Source organism: Pseudoalteromonas marina, assembly GCF_000238335.3.
Taxonomy (GTDB): domain Bacteria; phylum Pseudomonadota; class Gammaproteobacteria; order Enterobacterales; family Alteromonadaceae; genus Pseudoalteromonas; species Pseudoalteromonas marina.
Map to the genome: position 1 here is coordinate 671,691 of NZ_AHCB03000012.1, position 20,032 is coordinate 691,722.

Below are 20,032 nucleotides of genomic sequence, written 5' to 3' on the forward strand. Positions count from 1 at the left end.
CGGAAAAACCGAAAATAGCTAAGACAATGCTCACATTATTTGCTAAAACTAGAATGCTAAAAATAAATTAAAGGGCATTTATGTTTGGGGCATTCAAGTTTACGACAAAAGTCACAATAGCAGCGTCTGTTGTACTCGTTTTGGTATTAGGGTTATTCACTGTAAATAACTACTTTACCTTAAAAAACCAAACACAAAATCAGCTTGCTCTCGTGTTGCAACAAAACTCAGAATCTGTTTCTCAAAATATAGCTAGCTGGTTAAATGCAAAGCTGGCCATTGTTAGTGCGTTTGCTAAAACCCACCAACCATCAGATCCAAGTACGCTTACATTACTACAATTAAACACAGCAGGGTTAGCAGGTAGTTTTAAAAACACCTATATTGGCCAATCTAACGGTAATTTTATTTTAAATGATCAAAGCATTGTTTTACCGCCAGATTTTGATGCAACATCACGTCCTTGGTATAAGCTAGTCGAAAACAAAACCAATACTGCCTTTACTACTCCCTATATTGATGTAACAACTAACGAGTTAACGATATCTGCTGTTGTGCCTATAAACCAAAATGACCGTTTTGTTGGTGTTGCTGGTGCTGATATTGATATGCAAACTGTGACAGAAATTATTAATAATATTGATTTTTTAGGGCTGGGTTATGGTTTTTTACTCGATGACAGCGGCCAAATATTAAGTCACCCACAAAGCAATGTTAACCTAAAAAATATCGCTGAGTTATTTGGCACCCAACCATTACTTAGTAGCGAGTTTGTTGAATATCAAATAGCTGGCGAAACTAAATTAGTTTCGTTTAATAAAATACGTGGTATTGAAAATGTAAATTGGTATTTAGGGGTTGTTATTGATCAACAAAAAGCATTTGCTAGTGTATCTAGTTTTGGTGAAACGGCATTTATTTACTTAATTGTGGGTACAATCGTCATTGTAATTTTAATGCAATTTTTACTTCGTTATTTAATGCGTCCAATGAATCGGTTAAATGACGCTATAAAAGATATTTCACAGGGAGAAGGTGATTTAACACGCCGTTTAGAGATAGAAAATGACGATGAGTTTGGTGAGCTAAGTCATTCATTCAATGTGTTTATTGAAAAAATTCAATCATCAATCGAACAAGTTAAAAATACAACAATACTTCTTGATGGCGTAATAGCCAGTCTGCTATCACAAACTCATTCTTCACTTGCGATGTATGACGATCAAAGTATGCGTACTGATAGCGTTGCAGCTGCAATTAATCAATTTACAGGGATGACATCAGATATATTCAATAGTGCATCTGACGCATCAACACTTGCAAAAGATGCGAATAAGCACTCTACACAAAACCAAGAAATATTAAGCAATAATGTTGCTGGGATCCATGAGCTATCTGCCAATATAGTGCAAGCTCAACAAACTATTAATAGCTTAAATGCACATACAGAAAGCATTGGTAATGTTTTAGAAGTGATTAAAGGCGTGAGTGAACAAACCAACTTACTTGCATTGAATGCGGCTATTGAAGCAGCTCGTGCAGGTGAAGCCGGACGTGGTTTTGCAGTAGTGGCTGATGAAGTTCGACAATTAGCTCATCGCACCAAAGAATCAACGCAAGAGATAGAAGAAACAGTCATAGAATTGCAAAAAGGGTCAACTTTGGCTGTGGAGTTAATGAAAACAAGTTTGCAAGGCAGTGAAAAAAGCGTGTCAGAAGCTGATGCAGTTGGAGAATTAATGCAGCAAGTCATAGAGGATATAAAACAAATAAGTGCTGCTAACCATGCCGTTGCGGGCGCTACAGAAGAACAAAATCAAGTTGTTAAATCATTAGATGCAGATATACAAACTATCAGCGAACTATCTATTCAAAGTAAAACCAACCTAAATAATACTCTAAACGAATGTACAAAACTGAGGCAACAATTCGGTGATTTAGAACAAATGGTTAAAAAGTTTAGAGTATAGATATGGAAGAGGAAAAATTAGCTAAGTCAAATTGGCGCAATTTAATTAACATAGATAGCGTTTACAACTCAGACAGGCAGCGTCAAGCACTTTCATTATTTACAATGATAGCCTTTGCTATTCTTATATTGGGTTTTTTACTTCTATCTAATTATGATGTGTATTCGCCCATCTTAAGTGTGGCTTTGCTCGTTGCTAATATGACGATCATTGCCTGCACTGTTTACTTCTTCAAAACCGGTAAGCTAGAGGTTGTGTCTTTAATAACCATGCTAATCATTTTTATTATGTGTATTGCGCTTATTTACACAGGTGGTAAAGAGAACACTGCGTTGTATTGGCTTATGTTTTATCCAGTTGTTACCTTTGCTACTCTCGGTGTTAAATTAGGGTTATGGCTTAGTGGGTTTTTATTGGTCTGCTGTTTAGGGCTATTATACGGCCCTAATTTTGGGCAGGTCGATTACGGTTTTGTAGAAAAATCACGTTTTATGGCTTCGTTTAGTTTGGTGTTTATTTTTTCGTTGATTGGTGAATTTTTTAGATATAAAAGCCATCAATCTATTGCTGAAATAACTTTGGCACAAAAAAAGGATGCGTATACCGATCAGCTAACAGGGGCTGCCAATAGGCGTTTTGTTACATCTCATTTTTTTAAGCTGGTTAGCGATAATCCCGATAATTATTTACCGTTCTCAATTTTACTTTTGGACTTAGATCACTTTAAATCCATTAATGATAACTATGGTCATGATTGTGGTGATACTGTCCTAATAGAATTTACTAAAATGCTTGAGTCACACTTCAGCAGCGATTCAATAAAAGCGCGTTATGGTGGTGAAGAGTTTGTGGTAATTCTCCCAAAAGCGACTATTCAAACTGCAGAGCACATTGCTAACAACTTTAGAGAAAGTGTTGCCAATACAACACTTTTGAATGTTGATAGTAAAAACGTAGCACTTACCTGTAGCATAGGTGTAGCACAAGTAAATAAACTATCAGATTACAATGATGCTTTAAAACAAGCCGATCGATGCCTTTATAAAGCAAAGGAAACGGGTCGAAATAAAGTTGTTTCAGCTTTTATGTAGGAGTTGTTATGTTTCAAAGTAAGTTAATTTATATACACGATCCAATGTGTAGTTGGTGTTGGGGCTATGCACCTACGTGGCTAAAATTAAAAGAACAACTTGAGCATAAAATTATTGTTGAATATAAAGTGGGCGGCTTAGCTGCCGATAGTCAGCAGCCTATGCCAAAAGCAATGAAAGAAATGCTTGAAGGTACGTGGCATAAAATACAAAAGCAATTAGGTACCCAGTTTAATTATGACTTTTGGCGTAATTGCGAACCTCGACGTTCTACTTACCCGGCTTGTAGAGCAGCTCTGATCGCGCGTAAAACCAATAAAGAAGTGCAAATGATAGAAGCAATCCAGCGTGCTTACTATTTAAATGCGCAAAACCCTTCTGATGAAGCCACCTTAGTAGCGCTTGCTCAAGGCATTGGTTTAGATAAAGAGGGATTTGCAAATGAATTAGTCAGCTCATCATTAAATAATGAATTGAGTGACGAGTTGGCATTTGTTAATGCGTTGCCTATTAATGGCTTTCCTTCCTTGGTACTTATTCATAACAACAGCTACTATCCTATTGGCGTTAATTACACAGACTGGCAAAGCACTTACAGCCAAATTTTAAATATTATTGATTAGGCAGCGTTAATTTTAACGCTTCGACCGTCTTTATTCTGCTATAAGTCCTGATTATGACAGCTGTCATAAAAGCGACTTTTTTGCGCAACATCCTTGTCATCTTTTATCTATAAACTTCCCTTCATTGAATTATTCAAGCCACTAAAGCTCTGTTTATTGGCTTGAAATACAACCTAGCAAATCCGCTAATTAACGAGTAAAGGTGTATGCGATGAAAGGCGTTAAACCATTAATCTTAGCTGGTATTGTGGCCGCAAGTGCAGCAGTACACGCTAACGATTTAGATAAGGTTATTGATAAAAGCAGCGAAATTAATAAATCAGCTGCGCAATCACAAACAAAAATAGACAAGATTGCAGATTCAATGCAAGGACGTTTACAGCAATTTAAAACGCTCAATAAAGAGATTGACGGTTTAGCTGTTTATAACGCGCAGTTAAATAAACAGCTTAATAATCAAATTGAAGAAATGGAATCGCTTAACCTATCAATGGATCAGGTTTCTATTATTGAGCGCCAAATTACACCACTTATGATGCGAATGATCACAGGTCTTGAGCAGTTTGTATCGTTAGACATTCCCTTTTTGCAAGACGAGCGCGCTAAGCGTTTAGTATCACTGAAAGCCATGATGGACCGCGCTGATATCACCTCGAGTGAAAAATTTCGTCGTGTGCTAGAAGCTTACCAAGTAGAGGTAGACTACGGGCGCACTATTGAAGCTTACACCGCATTGTTAGATGTAAACGGTAAAGAGCGTGAAGTTGACTTTTTACGCATTGGCCGATTAGAGCTGATTTACTTAACACGTGATGGTAAACACGCTGGTAGCTACAACACAGAGACTAAAACGTTTGAAACATTACCAGATTCAACAATTAGTCAAATCAACAAAGGTTTACGTATTGCGCGCAAGCAACTTGCCCCAGATATGCTAACTCTGCCAGTACACGCAGCAGAATAAGAGGTTAAAAATGAAATTGTTTACTCAAATGACAAAAATGGCATTGTTTGTTACAAGCCTCGGTTTTGCAGGCGTTAGCACTGCGGCAGAAACAATGGATCTTGATTCATTATTAAAAACATTAGAAAACGGCAAGACCGTTCAAAGTGCGCAAAATAAACAACGAGAGCAGGAGTTTACTTCTCGCCAAAACCAGCAAGTTCAAATGTTAAATGATACAACTGCAAAGCGTAACCAAATGCTTGTTGAATCAGAGCGCCTTGAAACACAATTTGAAGAAAACGAAGTTAAACTAGCAAACTTAACCGATACCTTATCTAAGCGAATGGGATCACTTAAAGAGTTATTTGGGGTATTACAGCAAGTCGCTGGGGACTCTAGCAATAAGTTTGCTACTTCGGTTGTATCAGCAGAATTACCGGGCCGTAGTGACTTTATGGACGAGTTAGCTCAAAAAATGGGTTCAACGTCTAAGCTTGCTTCAATAGAAGATATTGAAAAGGTGTGGTACGAGCTGCAACGTGAAATGACTGAGCAAGGTAAAGTCAGTCGCTTTAATACTTCAGTTATTGTTGAAGGTGGAAATAAAGCAGAGCAAGAAGTTGTTCGTGTTGGTGCCTTTAACTTAATTTCACAGGGTCAATACTTAGAATATAACCCAGGAACAAACACGCTGAGCGCGCTTACTCGCCAACCAGTGTCTCGTTATACTGCTACAGCTGCTGACTTACAAGATGCTAAAAGTGGTGTTGTACAGTTTGCATTAGACCCAACAGGAGGCTCTATTTTAGGCTTACTTGTTCAAGCACCAGATACATCAGAGCAAGTTCATCAAGGTGGTGCGGTTGGTTATGTAATTTTAGGTGTTGGTTTGCTTGCTTTATTAATTGCAATTGAGCGCTTTATTTCATTGTTACTTGTTGGTGGGAAAATTCGTCGCCAATTAAAAGATTCAGTAGCGCGTGACGACAATCCGCTAGGTCGTGTAATGAAAGTAAAAGACGACTACCCACATGTTGCTTACGACACGTTAGAGCTTAAATTAAGTGAAGCAATTTTACGTGAAATGCCAAAAATCACACGTAACTTAACGCTTATAAAAATCATCTCTGTTGTTGCCCCATTACTTGGCTTGCTAGGTACAGTTACCGGTATGATCAACACGTTCCAAGCAATCACATTATTTGGTACTGGCGACCCTAAACTAATGGCTGGTGGTATTTCTCAGGCACTAGTTACGACCGTACTTGGCTTAGTTGTGGCAATCCCAACAGTGTTTATATACACATTACTAAACACGCGTTCAAAAGGCTTACTGCTTATTTTACAAGAGCAAAGCGCAGGTATCATTGCTGAGCGAAGCGAGAAGGGAGAATAAACCATGGTGCTATTGATTGACTCAATCAATGCTATCCGTGATTTTCTCGACACCGGTGGCCAAGTCCTCTTGGTCATTGGGGTGTTAATCTTCGCGATGTGGTTATTGATACTCGAGCGATTTATATACTTTTTCAACGGGTTTCGCGGATACAAAAATAGCATTAAAGGAACATGGTCAACGCGTAACGAACGCAATAGTTGGAATGCTGAGCAAATACGCCAAGCTATGATTTCGCGAGCAAGTATGCGTTTAAATGCAAACCTTCCGCTTATCAATGTCATGGTGGCTTTGTGCCCACTACTTGGGTTGCTTGGCACAGTAACGGGCATGATTGAAGTGTTTGATGTAATGGCTATAACAGGCACCGGAAGTGCGCGCTCTATGGCGTCAGGTGTATCTAAAGCCACAATCCCTACAATGGCGGGTATGGTAGGGGCATTATCTGGTGTATTTGCCTCAACGTACTTACAACGTAAAGCCAAACGTGAAGTAGAACTACTTGAAGATAGCATGTTGCTAGATCACTAAATAAGTTTTATGAGCGGCTAAACATACCCGCTCATATCAGGAGAATAAAAATGAGAGCGCCTTTAGGTAATTTAATGCAAGAAGATGAAGCTGAAGAAATAAACATGACACCCATGCTAGATGTTGTATTTATTATGCTTATCTTCTTTATTGTAACAGCTTCATTTGTTAAAGAAGCAGGCATTGACGTAAACCGGCCAGAAGCCGCAACTGCGGTTAAAAAAGAAAGAGCCAATATATTAGTTGCTATTTCAGATAAGGGTGAAATTTGGATTAACAAACGCCAAATAGATGTTCGTGCAGTGCAGGCAAATATTGAACGCTTAAAAGCTGAAAACCCACAAGGTAGCGTTGTAATTCAAGCCGATAAAAAAGCAACCACCGATACGTTAATTAAAGTAATGGATGCCGCACGCGCTGCAGGTGTGTTTGATGTTTCAATTGCGGCTCAAGAAGCGTAAGGGTAAGTAATGCGTTATTTAGTAGCATTAATTATTGCCGGTGTAGTCACGTTTATGCTGTTTTTGGGCATGCAAGCACTTATAACCGGCGGTGAAGGGGCAATGAGCGAACCAGCTAAAGGCAATGTACTTGATTTTGTTCGTTTGAAAAAAGAAGAAAGTGTTCAAAAGAAAGAGCGTAAACCACAAAAGCCACCTACGCCAAAAGAGCCGCCACCACCAATGGAGTCGCCACAAATGCAAAGTAGTGATGCTAATGCCAACGCTAACAACTTTGACTTTGGTGCTAATGTTGACGCCGAAGTGAACCTGGCGGGTGGATTAGCACTGGAAACGAGCGATGGCGAGTATTTACCCATTGTAAAAGTTGCACCGGTTTATCCGCGTCGTGCGCTATCGCGCGGTATTGAAGGGTATGTGATTGTTGAATTTACTGTAACAAAGCAAGGTACCGTTCGCGACCCGCAAGTATTAAAAGCAGAGCCTGAGTCGTTATTTGATCGGGCTGCAATGGACGCTGCTCTTAAATTTAAATATAAACCGCGTGTTGTCAACGGTGAAGCTGTTGAAGTAGCGGGTGTTCAGAACAAAATATCTTTTCAAATTGGCGGATAGTAGCTAACTAGAAAAGACCGTGAGGCGATTATGAAATTATTAACCAAAACTAAACTTTTAAAAGTAACACTACTTTGTACCACTGCGATAGGGTTCAGTATTGTTACACCCAGTGCACTAACTTTGTTACCTGGCGTATCAATTGCAAGTGCTCAAGCGGCGCAGGAGCAAAAAACAAAACGCGTTCCTGCGCTTCGTGAAAAAGTATACAGCCAACTGGCTCGCGCACAAAAATTGGCAGACGATGGCGATGTAAAAGCTGGACTTGAAGCGCTCGATAGCATTAATGAACGTTCTTCAAGTATGAACTCGTACGAAATAGCCATGATGCATAATTTTTACGGGTTCATTTACTACAATCAAAATGACTTACCAAAAGCGATAGCTTCATTTGAACGCGTTGTGGCAGAAGAAGGGATCCCTGAAACATTGCGTTTAAGCACCACTTTTAGTTTAGCGCAGCTTGCAATGGCAAACAGCGATTACGATAAAGTCATTGCCTTTTTGGATAACTGGGATGAGATTAACACTCAGCCAATACCTGAAGGGTATTACTTACTTCGTGCACAAACGTATTACCAGTTAAAAGACTATAAGCAAGGCCTAGACTACATCACTAAAGTTATTTCATTAAGTGATGACGAAGGTAAAACCCCAAAAGAAAACTGGCTTGTATTACAGCGCGCTATGTTTTATTCACTAAATCAAACTAACAAAGTGGTTGAAGTACTTGAACGCATGGTTAAGCTTTATGATAAACCAGAATACTGGGTACAGCTTTCGGGTATGTATGGTGAAACAGGGCATGAGAAGAAGCAATTAGCTGTTATTGAAGCTGCCTATCAGCAAGGGTTTTTAACATCAAGAGCCGACTTACGCCAACTTGCTCAAGTTTACTTATACAATGGACTTGCTTTTAAAGCGGCAGAAGTTATGAGTAAAGCAATAGATAATGGCATTGCCGAAAAAACAGCTAAAAACTATGCGTTTGTTGCCGAGGCGATGATCCAAGCAAAAGAAGATGAAAAATCGATAGAGTATTTTGTTAAAGCCGCCGATTTATCAGATCATGGGCAATACGATCAGCGTTTAGCTGAGGTGTATGTTAATACAGAGCACTATGAAGATGCTGCTGATTCAGCGCGTAAAGCGCTTGATAAAGGTGGACTTGATTTTGAGTCAAATGCCTTTGTCGCACTGGGTATGGCGCAGTACAATTTGCAAAATTTCGATGCGTCTATTTTAGCGTTTGAACAAGCTGAAAAACACAAAAAATCACAGCGTTTGGCTAAGCAATGGATTAAGTATGTTAAACGTGAAAAAGTACATGCTGAAACGTTAAGAACCGCTCTGCTTTAAATTTTAAAACAACAAGTCACTACTTCGTTGGTGCTTGTAATATCAATTTCATAATCGCACTACGCAAGCCGGCTCAATAATAATTGAGTCGGCTTTTTTTATTGCTGTAGCAATTAAGCTGTTGAATTTTAATAATATAGTTTTGTCATGTTATGTTTATTAAAGTGTAACTCCAGTGTCATATAGCTCCCGTAAGGTAAGCCCTGCTGATAACTCAAGTGACCTTAACGCATTATTAAGTGCTTTAAAGTGACTTGAGTTTTTATAAAGCGCTAACAAAATAATTAAATACTTTAACGGAGTGAACAATGAAATTATCTGACTTATTCAAAGTTAGTTTGATTGCAACTGCAGTATCTTTAGCGGGTTGTGGTGGTGACTTAGTAGTATCTGAAGGCGACACAACAATTAACGAAGGCGATACAATAACAAACGTTGTTGAAGGCGGCTCAGACACAGGCGGTGAAACGTCATCTCGTGATGATTCACAAAACGGCACAACTGGTTTCCCTACCACTGTTGATAACGCATTTGTTCAAGGCTTAGCCACAGACGTATCAAGCGAATTTCCGGAAATTACTGATAAGCCAGTGTATCGTTTAACAGCAGATACAACGTTCACTACCGATGCAACACTTACAAACGACGCGCATTGGATTGTAAATGGTCGTACAGCAGTAGGTAATGACCGTGCAGATAACGCAAAGCTTTATATTCAACAAGGCACAACAATTATTGGTGAATCTGGCGATGACTTTTTAGTTGTTCGTCGTGGTTCACAGCTTGAGTCGGTTGGTACGGTAAGCCAGCCAATTACTATGACCTCTATTCAAGATGTAACGGGTGGTGAAACAGCCATTGGTCAATGGGGTGGTTTAGTATTATTAGGTAATGCACCTGCTAACTCATGTGGCGACCAACAAGGTGAAGCAACAGCCGATGAGCTAGCTAACTGTGGTGTATCTGCTGAAGGTGACGCCGGCCAGTTTGGTGGCGATGTTGCAGATGATAACTCAGGTACATTAAAGTACTTAATCGTTAAGCAAGCAGGTAAAACTCTGGGTAATGGCGATGAGCTAAACGGTATTTCGTTTGCCGGTGTAGGTTCTGCAACAACTGTTGATTACATTCAAGTACACGAAAACCTTGATGACGGTATCGAGTTTTTCGGTGGTACAGTTGATGTAAGCAATGTTGTATTAACCAGCATTGGTGATGATTCACTTGACTGGTCGTTCGGTTGGACAGGCTCTGCAACTAACGTATACATTCAACAAGCTGCAAACGTGGGAGATAATGCGATTGAAGCTGATAACTCTGAGTTTGATTCAAGTGCAACACCACTTACAATGCCAACTGTTTCAAACGTAACAATTGTAGGTGCTGAAGGTAACAACGGTATTCGTTTACGTGCAGGTACTGCGGGCGCATTAAGTAATGTATTCGTAACGGGGCCAGCTACCTATGAAAATTGTTTACGTGTGGGTTCAGACTCTGTACCACGCGCAGAAGATGGTACATTAACTATTACTAATTCAGTTGTTGCATGTCAAACAACAGCTAACAACTTTGGTAGTGAAGCGATTAATGGCGGCGATGTTAAATCGTGGTTTGAAGCTCAAGACGGCAACCAAACGCTAACTCCAGCAGATTTAATGCTTGATGATAATGGTTACACACCACTGCCGGGTTCACCGCTTATTGCCAATGGGCAAATTGGTGCATTTAATGGTACAACTAACTGGATGGAAGGTTGGACAGTAGGTATTAATGGTGGCTTCCCAACAGATATTTCAAATGCATTGGAGCAGGGTTTAGCGACCAATGTATCAAGTGAATTTCCACAAATTACCGATAAGCCTGTTTACCGTTTAACACAAGATACAACATTTACAGCCGATGTAACGCTTACAAACGATGCACATTGGATTTTAAATGGCCGTACTGCGGTAGGTAACGATCGCGCTGATGCAACTACACTTTACGTTCAAGCGGGCACTACGCTTATTGGTGAAACTGGTGACGATTTCTTAGTTGTTCGCCGTGGTTCACAAATTAACGCTAATGGTAATGCAACAGCACCTATCACTATGACATCTATTCAAGATGTAACGGGTGGCGAAACAAATATTGGCCAATGGGGTGGTTTAGTATTACTAGGTAATGCACCTGCTAACTCATGTGGCGACCAACAAGGTGAGACAACACCAGAAGAACTCGCTAACTGTGGTGTATCGGCAGAAGGTGATGCAGGTCAGTTTGGTGGTGATATCAGCGATGATAACTCAGGTGTTCTTCGTTACATTGTTGTAAAACATGCTGGTAAAACACTGGGTAATGGCGATGAGCTAAACGGTATTTCGTTTGCTGGTGTAGGTTCACAAACTAAGGTTGAATATATCCAGGTTCATCAAAACCTAGACGACGGTGTAGAGTTTTTTGGTGGTACAGTAAACGTACGTAACATTGTACTGACTGATATTGGCGATGACGCATTTGACTGGTCGTTTGGTTGGACAGGTCGTGCACAAAATATCTACATTCAACAAAGTGCTGTTGAGGGCGATAATGCCATTGAAGCTGATAACTCTGAATTTGATTCAAATGCAACGCCATTGACTAAGCCACTTATTTCTAACGTAACTATTGTAGGTGCAGATGGTACTAACGGTGTTCGTTTACGTGCAGGTACAGCGGGTGTGCTTCGTAATGTTGTTATCACTGGCCCAGATGGGTATTCAAACTGTTTACGTGTAGGTTCTGACTCGGTAGCAAATGCAGAATCGGGTGAGCTTTCTATTGAAAACTCAGTAGTAGCCTGTAATGAAGATAATAACTTCGGTAGCGAAGCAATTGCTGGTGGTAACGTTCAATCGTGGTTTGAAGGCCAAACAGGTAACCAAACACTCACGGCTGCAAACCTAAGCTTAGCAACTGATGGATATACACCTAAGTCGAGTTCACCTTTACTTGGTGCAGGTGTTGATACCTCTGGCCTTGATTCGTTCTTCACTAAAACCGATTACATTGGTGCGTTTGACGGTGATAATAACTGGATGGAAGGCTGGACCGTTGCTATTAAACCTAGCTTCCCAACTGATATCCAAAACGCATTAGAGCAAGGGCTAGCAACAGATGTGTCTGCAAGTTTCCCAGCTATTACCGATAAGCCTGTTTATCAGTTAAATTCAGATGTGGTATTCACAGCTGATGTAACACTAACAAATGATGCACATTGGATCTTAAAAGGGCGTACAGCTGTTGGTAATGACCGCGCAGATAACACAACATTGTATGTTCAGTTTGGTACAACATTAATTGGTGAATCGGGTGATGACTTTTTAGTTGTTCGTCGTGGTTCAAAAATTGAGGCCGTAGGCACAGCAACTCAGCCTATCACCATGACATCTATCCAAGATGTAACGGGTGGCGAAACAACGATTGGTCAATGGGGCGGCTTAGTATTATTAGGTAATGCACCGGCTAACTCATGTGGCGACCAAGAAGGTGAAGCGACAGCTGATGAACTTGCAAACTGTGGTGTATCTGCTGAAGGTGATGCTGGCCAATTTGGTGGTAATGACCCAGAAGATAACTCAGGTACGTTAAAGTATGTTGCTGTAAAACAAGCAGGCAAAACTTTAGGTAATGGTGATGAACTAAACGGTATATCACTTGCTGGTGTAGGTAGCCAAACAGAGTTAGATTACATCCACGTTCATGAAAACCTAGATGACGGCGTAGAGTTTTTCGGTGGCACAGCAAACATCAGCCACTTAGTGCTTACAAATATTGGTGACGACTCTTTAGATTGGTCATTTGGTTGGACGGGTAAAGCGCAATACGTACTTATCAAACAATCAGGCTCTGAGGGCGATAACGCGATTGAAGCTGATAACTCTGAATTTGATTCAGATGCATCACCGCTTACTATGCCTACTATCTCTAATGTAACCATTATTGGTGACGCAGGCGTAAACGGTATTCGCTTACGTGCAGGTACTGCGGGCATACTTAAAAACGTAGTGGTAACGGGTGGCGCAGATTACGCAAACTGTTTACGTGTAGGTTCTGATTCAGCACCACGTGCCGAAGACGGTTCACTTACTATCACTCACTCAGTGGTTGCGTGTGAAACAGCTAACAACTTTGGTACTCAAGCAATTGGTGATGGCAATGTTGAGTCTTGGTTCTTAGGTCAAGCTGGTAACTCAGTGCAAACAGCTGCAAGCCTTGCACTAGCGAGTAACGGTTACATGCCTTCAAGTGAATCATTACTACTCGGTGCAGGTTTTGATTCTTCTAGCCTAGATAGCTACTTTGATACAGTAGATTACATTGGTGCAATGGATGCACAAACAGACTGGACAGCGGGTTGGGTAAAAGTAGGTCTTTAACCTTAAACGCTTTAGGCCGGGCGAAAGCCCGGCTAATGTCTTGTTTTGTTTCGGAGTATAAAAATGAATTCTTATAAACCCTCTAAACTTGCCTTATCAACATTAAATTGCGCCGTTTTGGCTGCACTATTTGGTTGGTCGGTAAATACTGCTGCTGCAGAAGCCGACATTCAAGAGCAAGAAATAGAAGAAGTGGTTGCAGTAGGGCAACGACTCAAAGGGAGCGCAGGTGCAGTACTGCAAGAACGCCAAAATCAGGCGTTTGTTGCTGATATTATGGGTGCCGACCAAATTTCACGCACCGGCGATGGTGATGCTGCATCGGCTCTTCGCCGTGTAACAGGCTTAACCTTAGTTGATGGTAAATTTATATATGTGCGTGGTTTAGGTGAGCGTTACTCAAGTACACAATTAAATAGCATGTATGTACCAAGCCCCGATCCTACTCGCTCGGTTGTGCCACTCGATTTATTTCCATCTGAAATAATCGAAAGCTTAAGTGTACAAAAATCATTTTCACCAGATATGCCTGCGCATTTTGGTGGTGGTAATGTAAACATTCGTACCAAGTCTATTCCGTCTGACTTTTTATTTAAAGTTCAAGTAGGCTCATCGTATAACACGTCAAATAGTGATTCTGGCTACTTTTACGAAGGCGGTGATGATGATTGGATGGGCCGTGATGATGGCACACGTGCGCTATCTAATGTATTTACTACAGCACTTACCAGCGACGCAGGCCTTGAAGGCAATATTAATTCTACGCTTGAAGAGCGTAAAAACCTTATTCAATCGCTCGATTGGAGTGTAGGCATTAGCAAGGAAGATGTTGATCCAGCTATGAGCTTTTCTGTTGCCGTGGGCGACAGACTAGAAAGCGAAATAGGCACCTTTGGTGTGCTTGCGGCTGTTTCTTATGACAACGAATGGGAAGTTGTTCAAGAACAAAGTGGTTCAAGCCTAGGTAGTTTGGGTTGTGAAAACAAATGTTTTGCACAATATTACGATGGTACATCGACTGAACAAAATGTTCGCTGGAGCGGAACATTAAATCTTGGCTATGAGTTTAACTCAAACCATCGATTTGAGCTGACTAACATTGCATTACACGACATGAGCGATCGGGTTCGTAATCGTAACTATTACGATGCCAATGAAACCGAAGAGGGTGTGACTGAGCTTCGCCGTGTTGATATTAGCTACGAAGAACGTGAAATGTTTTCTTCTCAGCTTAAAGGCACGCATAACTTTCCAGAGCTAAATAATTTATTTTTTGATTGGTATGGTGGCTTAAGTAGAGCTAACCGTAACGCACCAGGCGGTTTAGATGTTGTTTTTCAACAAAACTATAACGACGGTGTTTTTGAGTCAGAGCAGCTTCAAGATGTTGCAGCAACTAATATTACGCGTGAATACCAGGTACTTCACGATGACGTAGAAACATTTGGTTGGAACATGGGGTTACCTTTTTATGGGGACGGCTACGAGCTCGAACTTAAAATTGGCGGTGACTTTTCAGAAAAAAAACGTGATGCAAGCAATGTTAAATTTGGCATAACGCACCGTGGTATAAGCGATGAGTTTACGTTTGGTAATAACATTAGCGATATTTTTGCTGATGCAAACACATCAAACGACGCGTTTTACACAAGTGCTACGGGTTCAGGTATTTTTGATGATGGTACAACTGACGGTGACAAATACAGCGCAGCGCATAAGTTAGATGCTTATTACTTTATGGCTGACTACTTTTTTGAAAATACGTGGCGTATTACCGGCGGTGTTCGCTGGGAAGATTTCAAACAAGTATCAATTGGCTATCAGGCACATTCAAACTTATTCGAAAACACGCTTGAAGAAATTCAAGACGTTGTCATTAACGAAGATACTTTTTTTCCATCACTTGCTGTTACGTACATCATGGATGAAGAAATGCAGTTTCGCTTAAACGTGAGTGAAACCACTATTCGCCCAGACTTACGTGATGTAAGTACCTCGTTCTTTGTTGACCCGCTTACTGAATTTTTGGTTCGTGGTTCGCCTAGCTTACAAAGCTCTGAATTAACGAATGTTGATTTTAGGTTTGAGTGGTACATGCCAACAGGGAATAACCTGTCAGTTGCATTGTTTTACAAGGACATAGAAAACCCAATTGAAATGGTTGAACTTGCAGGTGTAGGTGGTGCGTCTCCGCAATTACTTACGGCTAATGCGCAGTCGGGTAAGCTATCTGGTATTGAGGTAGATTTTTTAACTGACTTTGGTTTTATCAATAAAGATTGGTCGTCTGCATTTTTGTCGGGTAACGTAACGCTATCTGATTCGAGCGTCAATTTAGGTATAAATGACTCAGATAATGTTGATTCATTATTTGAAACGCAACTTAAAGAAGCACTCGAAGCCGATACCGTTTCAAATATTGTTACTAACAACAAACGCCGTTTAGTAGGCCACTCTGAATGGGTTGCTAACTTACAAATGGGTTACGATTCAGATGACGGTTTTCATTCAACATCGGTTATTTACAATGTGTTTGGGCCGCGAATTATCGTACCAGGTACGCGTGGGAATGAAGATGCTGAAGAAAAGTCATTTCACTCACTTGATTTAGTTTATTCTTATTTTCCTAACTTTAACTCTAAAGTTAATTTTAAAGTGAAGAATATTTTAGGCCAAGAAAAACAAATAGAGCAAGAAGGGTTAACCCTTTGGGGCCAAGAAACAGGCACCGAGTTTAGCTTAAGCTATAGTTATGAATTTTAGTTTTAGCTTGCGTTAAGCCTTATACATTCGCGCTATAAGCCCTGTATTAAATACAGGGCTTTTTTTATACCTTAATTTCGCATGAAAAATTTTTAAGTTCTGTTTTATTAACTAGTTTTAGCCGTCTAGCAGTGTTAGTTTGTTAACTTGAAAATTGAATCTCACGCAATGAATTTAATTTTTAATGTATTAAGGCATCTTTTATGAACAAAACAGTGGATAAAACAATGAAAAAAGTAGGTTTAGTCGGTTGGCGTGGCATGGTTGGCTCTGTGTTATTAGAGCGTATGGAAAAGCAAAATGATTTTGCCAATATAGACACCACTTTTTTTACTACCTCACAAGCCGGACAACTTGGTCCTGATTTAGCGGGTGATGCAAAACCGCTACTTGATGCAAGCGATGTATCTGAACTTGCAAAAATGGATATTATTGTTACGTGTCAAGGGGGCGATTACACCAAAGCGGTTTACCCAAAACTTCGTGAATCGGGGTGGGATGGTTACTGGATTGATGCAGCATCTGCACTTCGTATGAGTGATGACAGCATTATTGTGCTTGACCCTGTAAATAAAGATGTCATTACTCAAGGTTTAGAGCAAGGCGTTAAAACCTTTGTTGGCGGTAACTGTACTGTGTCGTTAATGCTCCTTGCTTTAGGTGGTTTGTTTGAGAAAGACCTTATTGAATGGGTAAGCCCCATGACTTACCAAGCAGCCTCGGGTGCGGGTGCACGCAATATGAAAGAGCTGATTTCACAAATGGGCGCTATTCATTCAAGTGTTGCTCAGCAACTCGATAACCCAAGTTCAGCTATTTTAGAAATTGATAAAATAGTCAGTGAAAAAATGGCTTCAAGCGATTTACCACAAGATCAATTTGGCGTGCCATTAGCAGGTAGCTTGATCCCATGGATTGACGTGCCTATGCCAAGTGGACAATCAAAGGAAGAATGGAAAGCACAAGTTGAAGCTAACAAAATTTTAGGCTCTACCCAGCAGTCTGTACCTATTGATGGTTTATGTGTTCGCATTGGCGCAATGCGTTGTCATAGCCAAGCAATGACTATTAAATTACGCGAAGACATAAGCGTAGAGAAAATAGAAGAAATATTAGCTTCGCACAACGAATGGGTTAAGGTTATTCCAAATGAGCGTGATATTACATCCACCGATTTAACGCCGGTTAAAGTAACAGGCACGTTAAGTATCCCAGTGGGACGTATTCGTAAGCTTGCTATGGGACCTAAATATATTAGCGCATTCACAGTGGGCGATCAGCTTTTATGGGGTGCAGCAGAGCCACTTCGTCGTATGCTTCGCATTATTGTAGACGCTGAGTAATTCCAGTTTTTTAACTTTTCTATTTCATAGGGTTAGCATAGTGCTAACCCTTTTTAGTTTTTATTCCTTCCTTTTACACTCTTTTGTGGCTTTTAAATAACTGTCTGTGTGGCATACCCATTGCAAAAGCTAAAATAGTATTTTGCGTGCACCCAGTAATTTAAGTACTTTACAGCGCAGTTGTGCTTATTTTGTGTAGTTTTTACACATTGTCATGCTCATAATTACACAAATAAGGATGGTTATATGGCGTTAATTTCAAAGGTTACTCAAGCTAAATGGTTTACTACTTTTGTTTTAATCACTGTGCTTTTATTAATATTCCGTGTTGGTGCGCCCCATGCTATTCAATATTATGTTAATCAACAAATTAAACACACGCAGGGAATAACAGGTCACGTAGGTGACGTTGATTTATATTTATACCGTGGTGCGTATGCTATTGACGGCATAAAAATTTATGCCAAAGAGGATAATTTAGCGCCTAAACCGCTACTTAGCGTTGCAACCCTCAATTTTTCACTTTCATGGTCTGCACTACTGAAAGGGAATTTAGTGACAAAAATGCAATTTGCCCATCCTGAAATTGTGGTTTACGACAAAGCCCCTAATAAAACGGAGCAAAATAAACAAGTTAAAAACGAAACAACCTGGATAGGGCTTGCTAATAATTTAGTCCCTTTTTCAATTGACACTTTAAGTATTGATAACGGTAAAGTTTCGTTAGTTAATGCCACCAGCGAGGGTGATAAACCTACCTATATCTCAAATATTAATGCAAATATTAATAACATAACCAATGCTAAAAACCTCACAAAAACGTTAGTGACTTCGTTAAACGTAGAAGGGGATTTAATGGGCGAAGCTGCATTGTCTCTTAAAGGTCAATTAGACCCATTTAGTGAAAAAGCAAATTTTGACTTTAATGTAGAGGTTCAACGTTTTTCGGTTAAACACCTAGAAACGGTTTTTAAAGTGTATACCCCGTTTGACATTGAAGCTGGTGGCATAGATGGTGCAATGGAGGTTGCTGCAAAAGACAATGTTTTAAACGGCTATGCAAAGGCCGGTGTTTATGACTTGAGTGTTTTTTCGTGGCGTGAAGATATAGAAAAAGACGATGACGGATTGTTCACTGCTATTTTTGAAGGCAGCATAGATATACTCAGCGAATTACTTGAAAATGATGAATCTGAGTTAGTTGCTGCGCGCATACCGATCGATGGCACATTAAACAACACCGATATATCTACGTTTCAGGCAGTGGTGTCGGTATTAAAAAATGCGTTTTTAGAAGCGTTTAAAATGGAAGTGGAGGACGTGATATCGTTTGAAACAGTAGAAAGTACATCAAATGAGTAACAGGCTAATTGAGTTTTAAGCCCCACAAACATATTTTGTGAGGCTTAAACTGTTACTTTTTACTCAGCAATGTTTTTAACTCTGCTATTTGCGCTTGTAATTCGTTAACTTGTCCTTGTGTTGCAGGGAGCGAGTCGTTATCGGCCTGTTCTTCTCGTGCATTTCGGTGTTCTTCACCCATTACTTCTAAAATTGCGCCAACCATCATATTTAAAAATACAAAGGCGGTTAAAAATATAAAGGTCAGGTAGTAAATCCAGCTTAGCTCATACACCGCCATTGTTTCGTACATTATGTCGGTCCAATCTTCAAAGGTCGCTATTCTAAATAGCGTTAGCATTGAAATAGACACATCTTGCCAAAGCACGGGGTTAATGTCGGCAAACATCATACTGCCCATAGCGGCGTAAATATAAAAAATAACAAACATAAGCAGAGCTATGTAGCCCATTTGCGGGATTGCTTTAAGCAAGGAGTTAACGAGTAATCTAAGCTCCGGTATCATCGACACTAACCTGAGCACTCTAAATATACGTAGTAAACGCGCTATTAGCATTGTAGAGCCCGCAGCGGGGTATAAACTACCCAATACAATAATGGTGTCGAATATATTCCAGCCCTTCGAAAAGAAGTCTTTTATGCCTTTGCTTGCAACAAAGCGAATAATCAGCTCAATTAAAAAGAATGCGGTTATGCCAATATCCATCCAGTTAAGTGCAAGCTCAACCGTAGGATGAAGACTATAGGTATGAGCGCCTACAGTAAGGGCAGAAACAATAATGACAGCTATAACAAATGATTGAAATATCTTGCTTTTGTCTATACGCTGAAACAAGGCTTGTAACTGCGACATCATAATAAGTGGTCCTGTAAATACGAAGATTTTTATGGCGCTAATATACAATATATTCGGCTTAATTTAACGTCTTTTTAAAAGCAATAGTGTAAGGAAATTTAATGGTTATTAATAAATTAAAAGTATGTGCTGTATTTATAATCGGATTACCTATTTTAGCCGGGTGTAGTTCCGACGCACGCTTTGAACAATTGCAATCAGCCCGCCTTAACGAATGTAATTACAAAGCTGATAAAGAATATTATGAGTGCCTTAAAGAGCAAGACTCAAATTACGAAGAATTTAAAAAACAACAAGCAGAAAAAAGTAAATAATCCTC

At 40.0% G+C, this 20,032-nt stretch carries 15 protein-coding genes; 14 read left to right on the plus strand and 1 reads right to left on the minus strand.

What is annotated here, in order from left to right; all coding sequences use genetic code 11:
* Positions 1-80: 80 nt before the first annotated feature.
* The 13 genes from PMAN_RS18865 (at position 81) to PMAN_RS18925 (ending at position 18,857) form a co-directional block, all read left to right on the plus strand.
* The gene (locus PMAN_RS18865) at positions 81-1,970 is read left to right on the plus strand and encodes a methyl-accepting chemotaxis protein (protein ID WP_010556189.1); all 1,890 of its coding nucleotides are present in this window, start codon (positions 81-83) and stop codon (positions 1,968-1,970) included.
* A gap of 2 nt (positions 1,971-1,972) precedes the next feature.
* Positions 1,973-3,061, plus strand: coding sequence for a GGDEF domain-containing protein (locus PMAN_RS18870; RefSeq protein ID WP_010556188.1), 1,089 nt, complete (start codon positions 1,973-1,975; stop codon positions 3,059-3,061).
* A gap of 8 nt (positions 3,062-3,069) precedes the next feature.
* Entirely contained in the window at positions 3,070-3,684 is a 615-nt protein-coding gene (locus tag PMAN_RS18875; RefSeq protein ID WP_010556187.1) for a DsbA family protein, read from the plus strand.
* Positions 3,685-3,895: 211 nt separating this feature from the next.
* Complete coding sequence (locus PMAN_RS18880; protein WP_006793478.1) at positions 3,896-4,648, plus strand: DUF3450 domain-containing protein; 753 nt, start codon at positions 3,896-3,898, stop codon at positions 4,646-4,648.
* Positions 4,649-4,658: 10 nt separating this feature from the next.
* On the plus strand, positions 4,659-6,026 hold the full coding sequence (locus PMAN_RS18885) for a MotA/TolQ/ExbB proton channel family protein (protein ID WP_006793479.1): 1,368 nt from the start codon (positions 4,659-4,661) through the stop codon (positions 6,024-6,026).
* A 3-nt stretch (positions 6,027-6,029) separates the two neighbouring features.
* A complete protein-coding gene (locus tag PMAN_RS18890; protein ID WP_006793480.1) occupies positions 6,030-6,557 on the plus strand; it encodes a MotA/TolQ/ExbB proton channel family protein in 528 nt (175 codons plus the stop codon).
* A gap of 50 nt (positions 6,558-6,607) precedes the next feature.
* Positions 6,608-7,018, plus strand: coding sequence for an ExbD/TolR family protein (locus tag PMAN_RS18895; RefSeq protein WP_006793481.1), 411 nt, complete (start codon positions 6,608-6,610; stop codon positions 7,016-7,018).
* 9 nt (positions 7,019-7,027) lie between these two features.
* The gene (locus tag PMAN_RS18900) at positions 7,028-7,633 is read left to right on the plus strand and encodes an energy transducer TonB (RefSeq protein WP_010556186.1); all 606 of its coding nucleotides are present in this window, start codon (positions 7,028-7,030) and stop codon (positions 7,631-7,633) included.
* 30 nt (positions 7,634-7,663) lie between these two features.
* On the plus strand, positions 7,664-8,992 hold the full coding sequence (locus tag PMAN_RS18905; RefSeq protein WP_010556185.1) for a tetratricopeptide repeat protein: 1,329 nt from the start codon (positions 7,664-7,666) through the stop codon (positions 8,990-8,992).
* 308 nt (positions 8,993-9,300) lie between these two features.
* Positions 9,301-13,389: a hypothetical protein gene (locus PMAN_RS18910; protein WP_010556184.1), complete on the plus strand. Its 4,089-nt coding sequence runs from the start codon at positions 9,301-9,303 to the stop codon at positions 13,387-13,389.
* 63 nt (positions 13,390-13,452) lie between these two features.
* Positions 13,453-16,152: a TonB-dependent receptor domain-containing protein gene (locus PMAN_RS18915; protein WP_010556183.1), complete on the plus strand. Its 2,700-nt coding sequence runs from the start codon at positions 13,453-13,455 to the stop codon at positions 16,150-16,152.
* 203 nt (positions 16,153-16,355) lie between these two features.
* The gene (asd, locus tag PMAN_RS18920) at positions 16,356-17,495 is read left to right on the plus strand and encodes an aspartate-semialdehyde dehydrogenase (protein WP_033035487.1); all 1,140 of its coding nucleotides are present in this window, start codon (positions 16,356-16,358) and stop codon (positions 17,493-17,495) included.
* A 246-nt stretch (positions 17,496-17,741) separates the two neighbouring features.
* The gene (locus PMAN_RS18925) at positions 17,742-18,857 is read left to right on the plus strand and encodes a DUF748 domain-containing protein (RefSeq protein ID WP_010556181.1); all 1,116 of its coding nucleotides are present in this window, start codon (positions 17,742-17,744) and stop codon (positions 18,855-18,857) included.
* Between the two features lie 52 nt (positions 18,858-18,909).
* Here the strand turns inward: PMAN_RS18925 and PMAN_RS18930 are convergent, their stop codons facing one another.
* Positions 18,910-19,713, minus strand: a complete 804-nt coding sequence (locus tag PMAN_RS18930) for an ion transporter (RefSeq protein ID WP_006793489.1) — start codon at positions 19,711-19,713, stop codon at positions 18,910-18,912.
* Between the two features lie 101 nt (positions 19,714-19,814).
* On the opposite strand from PMAN_RS18930, the gene PMAN_RS18935 reads away from it, so the two are divergent.
* Positions 19,815-20,027, plus strand: a complete 213-nt coding sequence (locus tag PMAN_RS18935; RefSeq protein ID WP_008131755.1) for a hypothetical protein — start codon at positions 19,815-19,817, stop codon at positions 20,025-20,027.
* The last annotated feature ends 5 nt before the right edge of the window (positions 20,028-20,032 follow it).